Source organism: Bradyrhizobium sp. USDA 4538 (assembly GCF_024171045.1).
Taxonomy (GTDB): Bacteria; Pseudomonadota; Alphaproteobacteria; order Rhizobiales; family Xanthobacteraceae; genus Bradyrhizobium; species Bradyrhizobium australafricanum.
The window spans coordinates 4,271,296-4,286,430 of record NZ_JALJZE010000001.1 but is presented as its reverse complement, the minus strand read 5'-3'; the positions used below and the strand labels follow the sequence as shown (position 1 = coordinate 4,286,430).

Annotated in this window: 4 protein-coding genes; 1 reads left to right on the top strand and 3 read right to left on the bottom strand. The window is 65.0% G+C overall.

Annotated features, from left to right (window positions below):
* Window positions 1-136: 136 nt before the first annotated feature.
* The 3 genes from J2R78_RS19240 to J2R78_RS19230 form a co-directional block, all read right to left on the bottom strand.
* Window positions 137-1,327: an ABC transporter substrate-binding protein gene (locus J2R78_RS19240; protein WP_057021219.1), complete on the bottom strand. Its 1,191-nt coding sequence runs from the start codon at window positions 1,325-1,327 to the stop codon at window positions 137-139.
* Between the two features lie 269 nt (window positions 1,328-1,596).
* Complete coding sequence (locus J2R78_RS19235) at window positions 1,597-4,770, bottom strand: efflux RND transporter permease subunit (protein WP_225642972.1); 3,174 nt, start codon at window positions 4,768-4,770, stop codon at window positions 1,597-1,599.
* Window positions 4,767-5,984: an efflux RND transporter periplasmic adaptor subunit gene (locus J2R78_RS19230; protein WP_253609858.1), complete on the bottom strand. Its 1,218-nt coding sequence runs from the start codon at window positions 5,982-5,984 to the stop codon at window positions 4,767-4,769. Before J2R78_RS19230 ends, J2R78_RS19235 begins: the two co-directional genes overlap by 4 nt.
* Window positions 5,985-6,816: 832 nt before the next feature.
* On the opposite strand from J2R78_RS19230, the gene J2R78_RS19225 reads away from it, so the two are divergent.
* Entirely contained in the window at window positions 6,817-14,802 is a 7,986-nt protein-coding gene (locus J2R78_RS19225) for a cadherin domain-containing protein (protein ID WP_253606181.1), read from the top strand.
* Window positions 14,803-15,135 lie beyond the last annotated feature (333 nt).

The following is a 15,135-nucleotide window of genomic DNA, read 5'->3' as shown; positions in this document are numbered from 1 at the left end:
CCTGGCGAAAGCCAGGACCCATAACCACAGAGCGTGGTTATGGGCAATCTGATGGCCACAGCGTGGTGCAACAACATCCAATCGGGGTAATGGGTCCTGGCTTTCGCCAGGACGACACCACCCGTGGATATTCGCCTCACTTGGTCAGCGGGCAGCCGCTTTCCTTGGCGGTGAAGAAGGCCTTGTCGCCGGGCACCACGGCGATCTGCTTGTAATAGTCCCACGGCTTCTTCGATTCCGAGGGCTTCTTGACCTCGAACAGATAGAGGTCGTGCACCATGCGGCCGTTCGCGAGCACCTTGCCCTTGGCGAAGGCGTCATCGACCGGCAGCTCCTTCAGCTTGGCGGCGACCGCCTCGCTGTCCTTGGTGCCGGCGGCCTTCACCGCCTTCAAATAGCTCAGCGTCGCCGAATAGGTGCCGGCATGGATCATGCTCGGCATCCGGCTGGTGCGCTTGAAGAAGCGCTCGCTGAAGGCGCGCGAGGCGTCGTCGTGGTCCCAGTAGAAGCCCTCGGTGAGCACGAGACCTTGCGCCGCCTCGAGCCCGAGACCGTGCACCTCCGACAGCGTCATCAACAGGCCGGCAAGCTTCTGGCCGCCGCGCACGATGCCGAACTCGGCCGCCTGCTTGATCGAGTTGGTGGTGTCGAGTCCGGCGTTGGCGAGCCCGATGATCTTGGCCTTCGAGCTCTGCGCCTGCAGCAGGAAGGACGAGAAGTCCGACGAATTGAGCGGCACGCGGACCGAGCCGACCACCTTGCCGCCCTTTGAGGTGACGATGTCGCTGGTGTCCTTCTCCAGCGCGTAGCCGAAGGCGTAGTCGGCGGTCAGGAAGAACCAGGTGTTGCCGCCGGCTTCCGTCAGCGCACCGCCGGTTCCGACGGCGAGCGCGCGGGTGTCATAGGCCCAGTGGAAGCTGTAGGGCGTGCAGGCATCGCCGGTGATACGGGAGGTCGCCGCGCCGACCACGATGTCGATCTTCTTCTTTTCCTTCGACAGCTCCTGCACCGCGAGCGCGACCGACGACGTCGTGAGCTCGGTGATCATGTCGACGTTCTCGACCTCGTACCAGCGCCGCGCGATCGCGGTCGCAAGATCCGGCTTGTTCTGATGGTCGGCGGTAACGATCTCGATCTTCTGTCCCAGCACCTCGCCGCCGAAATCCTCGACCGCCATCCGCGCGGCTTCGAGCGAATATTTGCCGCCGTAGTCGGCATAGACGCCGGACTGATCGTTCAGGATGCCGATCTTGACGCCCTGGGCCATCGCCGGCGCCGCAAGCATCAGGCTGCAGGCCGCGACCGCGGCCAAAAATCCGGACTTCATTCTATGCTCTCCCAGCAGTTTCTATCAGGAAAAATCGGCGCGACATTATTTTATAACCCCACGCCTGCCCATCTCTTTCCGCTCAGCCAAAAGTATGGGCTGCGTCGACAGCACTTGCTAGCTTCCCGTCACCCTGAGGGAGCACGGAACGCGCGTCTCGAAGGGTCGACGGCCCGGCCGGTGGCCGTGCATCCTTCGAGACGCCTGCTTCGCAGGCTCCTCAGGATGACGGGGAAGGACTTGCTGCTGCGGAACGTTGGGTGCCGCCCTCAACCCGCCACGGTTGCCTTGGGCTCGGCCGGCTTGCCCTCGTTCTTTCCTTCCGCGAGGTTGCGCACCACCATGTAGAAGATCGGCGTGAAGACCAGGCCGAACAGGGTGACGCCGAGCATGCCGAAGAACACGGCAACGCCGACCGCCTGCCGCATCTCCGAGCCCGAACCGGTCGACACCACCAGCGGCAGCACGCCGAGGATGAAGGCGAACGAGGTCATCAGGATCGGCCGCAGACGGAGCCGGCAGGCCTCGATCACCGCGTCCAGCCGCGACCTCCCCTCGAGCTCGATGTCGCGTGCGAACTCGACGATCAGGATCGCGTTCTTGGCGGCCAGCCCCACCAGCACCACGAAGCCGATCTGGGTCAGGATGTTGACGTCCTGGCCCATCAGTCGCACGCCGATCGTGGCCGCGAACAGGCACATCGGCACGATCAGGATCACCGCGAACGGCAATGTCCAGCTGCCATATTGCGCGGCCAGCACCAGATAGACGAACAGCACGCAGATCGGAAACACGTAGAGGCCGGCATTGGCGCCGGTGACCTGCTGGTAGGACAGGTCGGTCCACTCGAACGAAAAGCCGCTCGGCAATGTCTGGTCGGCGAGCTGCTTGATGGTGTTGAGCGCCGTCGTCGAGCTCACGCCCGGTGCCGGCTCACCCTGTAGTTCGGACGCCGAGTACAGATTGTAGCGCGCGACGCGGTCGGGTCCCGAGACGTCCTTGAAGTCCACGATGCTGCCGAGCATCACCATGTCGCCGGCGACGTTGCGGGTGCGCAGCCTTGCGAGATCGGGGCTGTCTTTCCGGAACGGCAGATCGGCTTGCGCGGTAACGTGATAGGTGCGGCCGAACAGGTTGAAGTCGTTGACATAGGTCGAACCAAAATAGGTCTGGATCGTGTCATTAATGTTGGCGATCGGCACCCCAAGCTTCTGCGCCTTGACGCGATCAATGTCGACGAACAGCTGCGGCGTGTTCGCGGTGAACGGCGAGAACACCGACGTGAGAGACGGCGATTTGCGCGCGGCTGTCACCAGTTCATCGGTCGCGGAAGCCAGCAGTTCGGGTCCGCGCCCCTGCCGGTCCTGGACGCGGATGGTGAAGCCACCACCGGTGCCGATGCCGGGCACGGCCGGCGGCGGAATGACGATGATGAAGGCGCCCTGGATCACCGACAGACGCTTGCGCAATTCGGCCGTGATCGCGTTCGCCGTCAGCCCCTTCTTCAGGCGCGCCTCCGGCTCGTCGAATACCGGGAACAGCGCCGCGGCGTTGCCCTGCTGCGTGCGCGTCGCACCGGAGAAGCCGGCGAACGCCGCGACGCGAACGATGCCCGGCGTATCCAGCGCGATCCGCTCGATCTCGCGCACAACAGCGGTGGTCCGCGCCAGCGACGCGGCGCCCGGCAGTTGCGCCGAGATGATGACGTAGCCGCGATCCTGCGCCGGAATGAAGCCCTGCGAGGTGGTCGCGAGCAGCCAGCCGGCGCTGCCGATCAGTACGAGGTAGAGCGCAAGCATCACCACCGTATGCCGGATCACGAAGTCGGCCACCGATGCATAGCCGTGCGCGAGCCGGTCGAACACCCGGTTGAACAGCGCGGTGAAGCTGTCCCAGCCGCGCGCGATGATGTTCCAGCGCGCCGGCGGGCGTTTCTCCTCATGCGGCACCAGGATCTGCGAGGCCAGCGCCGGCGACAGCGTCAGCGAGCAGAAGCAGGAGATCGCGGTCGCGACCGCGATGGTGACCGCGAATTGCTGGAAGAACTGCCCGGAGATGCCGCCGAGGAAGGCGGTCGGCACGAACACCGCGCACAGCACGAGCGCGATCGAGACCAGCGCGCCGCCGACCTCCTCCATGGTCTTGAGCGCAGCGTCGCGCCTGCTCATGCCGTGCTCGAGATGCCGCTCGACATTCTCGACCACCACGATGGCGTCGTCGACCACGATGCCGACCGCCAGCACGAGGCCGAACAGTGTCAGATTGTTGATCGAGAAGCCGAGCGCGGCCATCACCGCGAAGGTGCCGACCAGCGACACCGGGATCGCGATGATCGGGATGATCGCAGGCCGCCATCCCTGCAGGAACACCAGCACCACGATGACGACGAGCGCCATCGCCTCGTAGATCGTCTTGATCAGCTCGTGGACCGATTGGGCGATGAATTCGGTCGGGTTGTAGCCGATATTGTAGTCGAGCCCCTTCGGGAAACTCGCCTTCATCCGCTCCATCGTGTCGGAGATGCTCTTGGCGGTCGCGAGCGCGTTCGATCCGGGCCGTTGCGTCACCAGCAGCGCGACGGCGGATTTGCGCAGCAGGAAGCTGTTGGTGGCGTAGGACAGCGCGCCGAGCTCGACGCGGGCGACGTCGCGCAGACGTACCGTGCGGCCGTCGGAGCCGGCCTTCACCACGATGTCCTCGAACTGCCTGATGTCCTTGAGGCGGCCGGTGAAGACGAGGTTCGGCTGGAATGCGCGATCGGCGATCGGCGGCTCGGCGATCTGGCCGCCGGCGATCTGCAGGTTCTGCGCCCGGATCGCCGCCAGCACCTCGGTCGAGGTCAGGCCGAGATTGGCGATCCGGTCGGGATCGAGCCACAGCCGCATCGAATAGTCGCGCGCGCCGAACATCTGGATGTCGCCGACGCCATCGAGCCGCAACAGCTGGTCGCGGACCTGCAGCAGCGCGTAGTTGGAGATGTAGAGCTGGTCGAACGTGTCGTCGGGCGACAGCATGAACACGACCATCAGGATGTCGGGCGAGTTCTTGCGCGTGGTCACGCCGTTGCGCTGCACCTCTTCGGGCAGCCGCGGCTGCGCGATCGCGACGCGGTTCTGCACCAGCACCTGGGCCTTGTCGAGGTCGGTGCCGAGCTTGAAGGTCGCGGTGATGGTGAGCTGGCCGTTCGACGTCGCCTGGCTGTAGAGATACAGCATGTCCTCGACGCCGTTGATCTCCTGCTCGATCGGCGCAGCGACGGTATCGGACACAGTCTGCGCCGAGGCGCCCGGATATTGCGTGGTGACCACGACGGTCGGAGGCACCACTTGCGGATATTCCGAGACCGGCAGCGTCGGATAGGCGATCGCGCCGACGATCAGCAGCACGATCGACAGCACCATCGCGAGGATGGGCTGGTTGATGGAGAGCCTGCCGAGATTCATGGTTTGGCACCTGCGGCGGGCTTGTCAGCGGCCGCGGGCTTGTCGCCTGCCGCGGGCTTGGAATCCGCCGGAGCCTGCGCCATCTTCGGCGTCACCTTGGCGCCGACGCGGGCGCGCTGCAGGCCGTCGACGATCACGTGATCCTCCGCCTTGAGGCCTTCGCGGACGACGCGCAGGCCATCGTCGAGCGGCCCGAGCGTGACAGCTCTTGCTTCCACCGTATTGTCGTCCTTGACCACGAACACGATCTTGCGCGACTGGTCGGTGGCAACAGCGCTGTCCGGGATCAGCAGCGCCTCATAGGGCGAGGAGCCGATGATGCGGACGCGGCCGAACTGGCCGGGCAGGACCGACAGATCCTTGTTCGGAACGACCGCGCGGCTGCGCAGCGTCGCGGTCGAGACGTCGAGCCGATTGTCGAGGAAGTCCATCTTGCCCTCATGCGAGGGCTTGGTTTCGCCGGTCAACGCGATCTGCACCGGGTTCGCCGTGTCGCGCGAGCTCGGCCGCCTGCCTTCGAACCACAGCTTGCTGTTGCGCTGATAGGTCGCCTCGTCGACGTCGAAATAGATGTAGATCGGATCGAGCGACACGATCGAGGTCAGCAGCGTCGCGCCGCCCTCGCTGCCCTGCACGAGATTGCCCGGAGTGACCAGATGCCGGCTGACGCGGCCGGTGATCGGCGCCAGCACATGGGTGAATTCGACATTGAGCTGCGCGGCCTTCAGCGTGCCTTCGGCCTGGGTCTCGGCGGCGCGCGCCGCCTGCAATGCCTGACGGCGCTGATCGACGACTTGCTCCGAGACCGCGCTGGTCTGCACGAGGTTCAGCCCGCGCTCGAGATCGCGCTTGGCAAGCTCCCCCTTGGCGCGCGCGTCGGCCAGCTGGCCTTCGGCCTGCAGCACGACCGCCTCGAACGGCCGCGGGTCGATAATGTAGAGCAGATCGCCGGCGTGGACGATCGCACCATCCTTGAACTCGACGCTGTTGACGAAGCCGCCGACACGGGCGCGGACCTGAACCTCCTCGATCGCCTCGAAGCGGCCGGTGAACTCGTCCCAGTCGGTGACGGTGCGCTTGACCGGCTGCGCGACGGTCACGGGTGGCGGCGCAGGCGCGGCCTGCGATTGCGCGCTCTTGTTGTCGCAGCCGCCGAGCGCCAGCGCCGCCAGCAGCCCGATCGGCGCAAGGCCAAGCCAAGGCCTGAGCGACAGGCCGCGTGAGGCATGGCGGCGAAGCGAATGACGCTCGACGCCGGTCACCGGAGCCACACGCCCCGTTCTGTCAATCGAACTCAATTCCCTCTCCCCAAGGATCAGTGCAGGGCTACGAAAGTCGCAATTAAACTTGCGGTGATTCAACGCGGATGGACCACCGCAATGTCGCGGCAGCGGACGTCACAGATGTAGCCGCTCCCCAGTCTGTTCAAGATGGCCGCCGGATCAAGCGAATAGTTGCGCAATCTGAAAGCCTTACGACGTGATCGCGAAGCCGTGACGACAGGAAGGGACAGATTCACTGGCCTTTCGGGTGAGGAGAGATCACAGACGGCTTGCCGGGAATCAATCCCAAGGCGAATCACCGACACATGTTCGTCACACAACGACAATTCCGCCTGCGGCGCAGAAACCACCGGGGGTCGCACAAGATTAAAAATGGTCGAGTTCCCACACTCTACCTCCCGCTGCATGGCCGAATCGTGGTTAACGGCGCGGTGTCACGTGGACACACATTGACACTCGGAAGCATCGACAATACGGTCGTGGTTGCCAACCGGTAAATTTTCTTGGCCGCCGCGCTTTTCTCGAACATTCATTGGGCTTTTCTCGCGGCGTGAGTGAGTGGAAGCGATTACGTAATGGCAAGCGCATTTGAACTTGCTGATGTCGGGACTCCGCAACCGTCGCGGTGTCCGCATATTGCGAGCGGACCGGTGCGATCTCGGATCGCAAGTGATCAACCTCAACGTGTGAACTGCTTCACACCTCGTCGTCCCCAAAAATTGTAGTTAGTTGATCGGCTTTCACGCCGATCGCGGGAGTGCTCATGACGACCATACCTGCCTATACAATCGGTGGTTTAACCCGCCCCGAGCTTCATCTCGATCCGAGCGGCAATATCATTCTGGATCCGGCCGCGCAGGCGTTCGTCAATACGTATGGTCTGCAATATCTTTACCTGGGCTGTCCTCCCGGCACGCCGTGGCCGCCGGTGCCCGGCTTCCTATCGCCTCCGACCGACGCCAATTCCGGCGCCAACACGGTCGTTGAGGGCGCCGCAGCCAGTACATCGGTCGGCATCACCGCGCAATCCACCAGCCTGATCGGTCTTCCGGTCACCTATTCGCTGGCGTCCGATTCCTCGCATGGCGGCTTCAAGGTCGATCCGAATACCGGCGTCGTGTCGATTGCCGATCCCTCCAAGGTCGATTTCGAGAGCTCCGGCGGCAGCTACGTTGTCAATGTGCAGGCGACCGACGGTATCTTCGTCTCGTCGCAGAGCTTCACGATCGCGGTCAGCAATGCGCCGCCCTCGACACCGACCGACGGCAACGCCACCGCCAACGCCGTCAACGAGGGCGCCGCGGTCAACACCTCGGTCGGCATCACCGCGTCGTCGGCCGACGTCAACGGCCCCGGCGTCACCTACTCGCTGACATCGGATTCCTCCAATGGCGGCTTCAAGATCGATCCCACCACCGGCATCGTCACCGTCGCCAATTCCGCCAAGATCGACTTCGAGACCGCGCCGGGCCACGCCTACACCATCACGGTCCAGGCCAGCGACGGCCATGGCGGCGTCAGCTCGCAGAGCTTCACGATCAACGTCAACGACGTGGCGGTCAGCACCCCGGTCGACGTCAATGCCGCCGCCAACAGCGTCGTCGAAGGCGCAGCCGTCAACACGCTGGTCGGCATCACCGCCTCCGCGGTCGATCCGAACGGCCCCGCAACCACCTATTCGCTGACCGGCGACACCTCCGGCGGCGGCTTCACCATCAATGCCACGACGGGTGTCGTCACCGTCGCCGATCCGAACAAGCTCGATTACGAGAGCGCGCCGGGCCACGCCTACACCATCACGGTGCAGGCGACGAGCGGCGCGACCACGACGACGCAAACCTTCACGATCGGCGTGACCGACGCCCCGCCGTCGGCTCCCACCGACTCTGACGCCGCGACCAACACAGTGGTCGAAGGCGCCGCCATCGGCACCGCCGTCGGCATCACCGCGCACGCCACCGACATCAATGGCGGCACCGTGACCTATTCGCTGGTCGGTGATGCCCACGGCCTCACCATCAACGCCGCGACCGGCGTCGTCACCGTCGCCGATCCCACCAAGGTCGATTTCGAAACCGCGCCCGGCCACGCCTACACGATCACCGCGCAGGCCAGCGACGGCACGCAGACCAGCACGCAGACCTTTACCGTCAACGTCACCGACGTTGCGCCGTCGGCCCCGGTCGACAGCAATGCTGCCGCGAATACCGTCGTCGAAGGCGCGGCCGTCGGCACCACGGTCGGCGTCACCGCATCCTCGACCGACATCAACGGCCCGGCGGTAACCTATTCGCTGACCGGCGACAGCTCCGGCGGCGGCTTCACCATCAACGCGACAACAGGCGTCATCACCGTCGCCGACCCGAGCAAGCTCGATTACGAAAGCGCGCCCGGCCACGCCTATACCGTCACCGCGCAGGCCAGCGACGGCACCCTTGCGACCTCGCAGACCTTCACCATCGCCGTCACCGAAGCCCCGCCCTCGACCCCGGTCGACAGCGACGCCAGCGCCAATGCGATCGCCGAAGGCGCCGCCAACGGCTCGACCGTCGGTGTCACGGCGTCGTCGATCGACGTCAACGGCCCGCCGGTGACCTATGCGCTGATCGGCGACACCTCCGGCGGCGGCTTCACCATCGACGCGACAACCGGCGTCATCACCGTCGCGGATAGCACCAAGGTCGATTACGAGAGCAGCGGCCCGACCCATTCCTACACCGTCACCGCGCAGGCCAGCGACGGCACGACGGCGAGCTCGCAAACCTTTACGATCGCCGTCACCGACGTCGCGCCGTCGACCCCGGTCGACTCCGACGCCGGCGCCAACACCGTCATTGAAGGCGCAGCCAACGGCTCGACCGTCGGTATCACCGCGTCGGCGACCGACATCAACGGTCCGGCCGTGACCTATTCGCTGATCGGCGACAGCTCCGGCGGCGGCTTCACCATCAATGCCGCAACCGGCGTCGTTACGGTCGCCGATTCGAGCAAGCTCGATTTCGAAAGCTCGGGCGGCAGCTACACCGTCACCACGCAAGCCAGCGACGGCACGCTGGCGAGTTCGCAGACCTTCACCATCAACATCGCGGATGTTGCGCCATCGACGCCGGTCGACGGCGACGCCGCCGCCAACAGCGTTGTCGAAGGCGCGGCCGCCGGCACTGCGGTCGGCATCACCGCGCATGCGACCGACGTCAACGGCCCGGCCGTGACCTGGTCGCTGATCGGCGACACCTCCGGCGGCGGCTTCACCATCGACCCGACGACTGGCGTCATCACCGTCGCCGACCCGACCAAGATCGATTATGAGGGCAGCGGCCCGACCCATTCTTATACGGTGACCGCGCAGGCCAGCGACGGCACGCTGGCGAGCTCGCAGAGCTTCACCATCGCCGTCAACGACGCCGCACCGTCGACCCCGGTCGATGCCGACGCCGGCACCAACACGATCGCCGAAGGCGCTGCCAACGGCTCGACCGTCGGCATCACCGCGGCGGCAACCGACGTCAACGGCCCGGCCGTGACCTGGTCGCTGATCGGCGACACCTCCGGCGGCGGCTTCACCATCAACGCGACGACGGGCGTCATCACCGTCGCGGACAGCTCCAAGATCGATTACGAAAGCCCGGCCGGGCACGCCTACACCGTCACCGCGCAGGCCAGCGACGGTTTGCTCACGAGCTCGCAGACCTTCACCATCGCCGTCACCGACGTCGCGCCGTCGACCCCGGTCGATGCCGACGCCGGCGCCAACCGCGTTGCGGTCAACGCACCGGTCGGCGCGGGAACCAGCGTCACGGCATCCTCGACGGACGTCAACGGCCCCGCCGTGACCTATTCGCTGGTCGGCGACACTTCCGGCGGCGGCTTCACCATCGATGCGACCACCGGCAAGATCACGGTCGCCGATCCCAGCAAGATCAACATTGCCGACCCGTCCTATGACGTCACGGTCGATGCGAGCGACGGTACGCTGCACAGCCAGCAGACCTTCACCATCGCCGTCGTGGTCGACCAGGCGCCGGTCGTCACCGCCGGCCACACGCTGAACTACACCGAGAACCAGGCCGCGACCGTGATCGATTCGGCGATCACCGTCACCGACGGCGATGACGCCAATCTGGTGTCCGCGACGGTGCAGATCACCGGCAACTATGCCAGCGGCCAGGATGTCCTCGGCTTCACCAACCAGAACGGCATCACAGGCTCGTTCAATGCCGCGACCGGAACGCTGACGCTGACCGGCTCCTCCAGCGTCGCGAACTACCAGGCCGCGCTGGCGTCGGTGACTTACATCAACAGCAGCGACAATCCGTCCGGGCTGGCGCGCACCGTCACCATCACGACCAATGACGGCACGCTCGACAGCTCGCCGGTCACCGACACCATCAACGTCACCCCGGTCAACGACCCGCCCGTCGTCACCGCCGGTCACACCCTCAATTACACCGAGAACCAGGCCGCGACCGCGTTCGACCCGGCGATCATCGTGTCCGACGTCGACAACACTACGCTGACCGGCGCGACGGTGCAGATCACCGGCAACTACGCCAACGGTCAGGACGTCCTCGCCTTTACGTCCCAGAACGGCATCACCGGCTCGTTCAATGCGGGAACCGGCATGCTGACGCTGACAGGCACCGCCAGCGTCGCCGATTATCAGGCGGCGCTCGCCTCGGTGACCTATCAGAACACCAGCGACAACCCGTCGGGCCTGGCGCGCACCGTCACGATCATCGCAAACGACGGCACGGCGACCTCCACGCCGGTTACCGGCACCATCAACGTCACGCCGGTCAACGATCCGCCGGTCACGACCGCCGGCGGCACGCTGAACTACACCGAAAACCAGGCCGCGACCGTGATCGATGCGTCGGTCAACGTGACCGACGTCGACAGCGCCAATCTGACCGGCGCGACGGTGCAGATCACCGGCGGCTTCGCCGCCGGCCAGGACGTGCTGGGCTTCGTCAACCAGAGCGGCATCACCGGCTCGTACAATTCCGGGACCGGCGTGCTGACGCTGACCGGCTCCGCCAGCGTCGCCAACTACAAGGCCGCGCTCGATTCCATCACCTATTTCAACTCGAGCGACAACCCATCCGGGGCGGATCGCACCGTCAGCTTTACGGTCAACGACGGCACCGACAGCAGCAACACCTCGACCTCGACCATCCACGTCACGCCGGTCAACGATGCGCCGGTCGTGAGCTTCGGTGCCATCACCGGCTTCTCCGAGCCGCCGAACGGCACGCCGGCAGCGAACTCGACGCCGGTCACGATCACGCCGAACCTGACGATCACGGACGCCGAAGGCAATAACCTGACCGATGCGACCTTCGTTCTGAACAATCTGAAGCCGTCGGATGCGCTGTCGATCGCAGGCCACGCCGGCAACAGCGGCGATATCGGCGGCATCCACTTCGAGATCACCAGCACCGCCGGTACCGAAACGATCAGCTTCACCGGTACCGACACGCTTGCGCACTACAATGCGGCGCTGGACCTGATCCAGTTCAACAACACCAGCGAAAACCCCGACACCACCGCGCGCTCCTACAGCCTGACCGTGCACGATGACGGCGGTACCGCGAATGGCGGCAGCAACACCGGGACGGGATCGACGACGGGAAGCGTCACCGCGGTGGACGACGGACCCACCGCGTCGGTGCCGGCGGACAATTCGATCGGCACGGCATTCTCGCACACCGACTTCGCGATTTCAGGACTTTCGGTCGCCGACATCGATGCCGCCAGCGGCAACGTCACGGCGACGATTGCCTCAAGCCATGCGAACCTGACCTTCAATACCGCCGGGCTCGCCAGCTCCACCAACAACAGCAGCCACACGGTGACGCTGACCGGCACCGTCGCACAGGTCAACACCGCGCTGGCGACCTTGACATACAACAGCGACGACGGCTTCACCGGCTCGGATACCGTCACGCTGAACATCAACGACAACGGCAACACCGGCACCGGCGGGCCGCTCACGTCGGGCGCCCAGACCTTCCACGTCGGCGTGGTCCCGCAGGTGTTCTATATCGACAACTCGCCCACGGCGCTGGCCAACAGCGCCAATCTCGGCACCGCGGCCGATCCATACACGTCGATCGCCGCCTACAACGCGGCGAATCCGGCCGGCTCTGGCGACTATGTCGTGCTGAGGTCCGGCACCTATACCGAGGCCAACGGCATCAACCTCGCCAATGGCGTCAACCTGGTCGGCGGCAGTCACTCCCTGACGTTCACCAATCCGGTGACCGGCGCCGTGGTGACCGCCAACACTGCGACCGGCACCGATCCGGTGATCAAGGTGACCGGCGCCGACAACGGCATCGACCTGCTCGGCACCTCGGGCCACAGCATCAGCGGCGTCAGCATCGATACCTCGGCCTCGACCGGCATGGGCATCAGCGACGACAACAACAATATCGGCACCGTCACGATGTCCGACATCACGGTCAAGACTGCCAGCGGCACCGGCATGAGCTTCACCCATGGCGGCACCATCACGCTGACCGGCACCAACAACTCCATCACGTCGGGCACCGGCACCGCGCTCGATGTCGAGAACACCCAGATCGGCTCGTCCAACCTCATCCTCAAGAGCATCACCTCGAGCGGCGGGTCCAACAACGGCATCATCCTGTCGAATACCGGCACGGCCGCCGGCAATGGCGGCCTGCACATCACCGGCGACGGTTCGACGGTGGGCAGCGGCGGCACCATCGCCAACAAGACCGGCGCCGACGGCAGCACCACGCAGGGCAGCGGCGTCTACCTGAACAACACCAAGGACGTTCAGCTGTCCTATCTGGCGATGCACGACTTCCAGAACTACGGCATCGTCGGCACCAGCGTCACCGGCTTTACCCTCGGCAACACCACGGTGACCGGCACCAACGGCACCAACGTCGGCGGCATCGGCGAGGGCGACGTCTACTTCACCGGCCTGTCCGGCACGGCGTCGGTAACGAATTCGACCTTCACGGGCGCAGCGCTCGATGCGTTCCACGTCTTCAACAACAGCGGTCAGACACTCAACCGCATCACCATTACCGGCTCGACCTTCGCGACCAATTCGGCGGCCGGAAACAGCTCGGGCGATGCCCTGGTGTTCCAGGCCACCGACGGAACATTCAACGCGACCGTCCAGAATTCGACATTCACGTCGGCGCGCGGCGACCTGTTCCAGCTCGATCTGCACGGCGGCGTCAACTCGGACCTCGTGCTGAACGGAAACAGTTTCTCGAACAACAACCAGAATATCGTCTCGGGCGGCGGCGGCATCACCATCAGCTCCGGCGGGACCGGCGACCACGCCAACCTGACCTTCAACATCGCCAACAATACCATGCGTGATGCCCTCGGCACCGCGCTCGGCATCAGCACGGGATCAGGAGCAAGCTCGTTCAACGGCACGATCGATTCCAACACGATCGGCGTCGCCGGCGTCGCCAACAGCGGCTCCGCCCAGGGCAGTGACATCGGCTTCGTCACGATGGGCGGGGCCAATTCCAGCGTCACGATCACCAACAATCATCTGTATCAGTACAACAACGACGGAATCGAACTGCAGACCGGTGACGCTGCGAACGGCGGCAACGCCCTATTGACCGCGATCGTCATGGGCAACACGGTGTCCAACCCGGGTGCGTTCGGCGCTCATGGCTTCGAACTTAATGCCGGCACGGTCGCGGGCGATGCGCAGAGCGTCTCGCTGACGCTGGGCGGCACCGGCGCCCAGGAAAATCAGTTCCTCGGTTCGGGCGCGACCGGCACCGACATCCGGCTGCGCGATCGGTTTGCCACCACCGTCGGCCTGCACGCGGGCGACGGCTCGTCCTATGGCGGCGGCGCGACCGATACCGCCGCAATCTCGAGCTACGTCCTGGCGCACAATACGGTCACCACGGCGCCGACCATCAGCGTCACGGCGGGCAGCACCAACGGCTTCGGCTCGTCGCCGCTGCTCGCCGCGGATGGCGGCGTGCAGGCCGCCGTCGCGACCCCGGGTGAAACCCACCTGACGCAAAGCCAGCTCGACTCGGTCGTCTCGGCGGCCATTACCCAATGGGCAAAGGCTGGCGTGGACGCGGATCAACTGGCCGCGCTGCATGCCGTCACCTTCAGCGTCGCTGATCTCGCCGGCCAGGTGGTCGGCCTGGAAAGCGCCGGCCACATTACGATCGATGCCGATGCCGCCGGCCATGGCTGGTTCGTCGATTCGACACCGTTTGACAATTTTGAGTTCCCCCACGCGCTCAATGCTTCCGGCTCCGATCTGCAGACCGATTCGTCGACGGCCGCAGCCGGTCATCTCGATCTATTGACCGCCGTGGTCCATGAGTTGGGACACGTGCTCGGCCTCCCCGACCTGACGTCGTCATCCGATGCCAACGACCTGATGTATATCAGTCTCACCGACGGCGAGCGGCGGCTCCCAACCGCCGCGGATGTCACGCAGGCCAACGTGGGATCGGCGAAGGCGATGCCCATGCAGAGCAGCACATCCTCGACTCTGAACCGCGACGGCTTCGACTTCTCGTCGTTCACCCAGACGCCGTCGCAGGCCAGCACGAGCCACGCGGACCCGGCCGCGAACACCCAGACCTGGTCCGATCTGTTCAGCGGGCACGCCAATGCCGGCACCCCATGGTGGGTCGGCCATGAGGCGACGTTCGCCGCCATGGGCGGCACGCAAACCGACAACCACGCCCAGTTGCACCATGACCTGATCGTCTGACCGGGCACCGTATCGACTACACAACGCCTGCCGAAGCGTCCCGGCAGGCGTTGCCTCAGATGGATGGGATCCGCGCTTCCGTCGACCCGGCAAACTTCAATCGCCTCATGATGTCCGCTTGGACATGTCCGATTCGTGACAACGGTCCCGTCAGCAGCGATACCGTCTCGTCGCGAACTGCGAATGGCTCGCGCGGCCGCGGAATCGAAAAAATCGCGGAAACCAGACAATCGTTGAGGTTGCACTAGCCGCAAAACACGCTATCGTGCAGACGTTGCACACGCAGCATCATTGCTTCGAATTTTTCACAAATCGTACGACGTATTCGCGGAG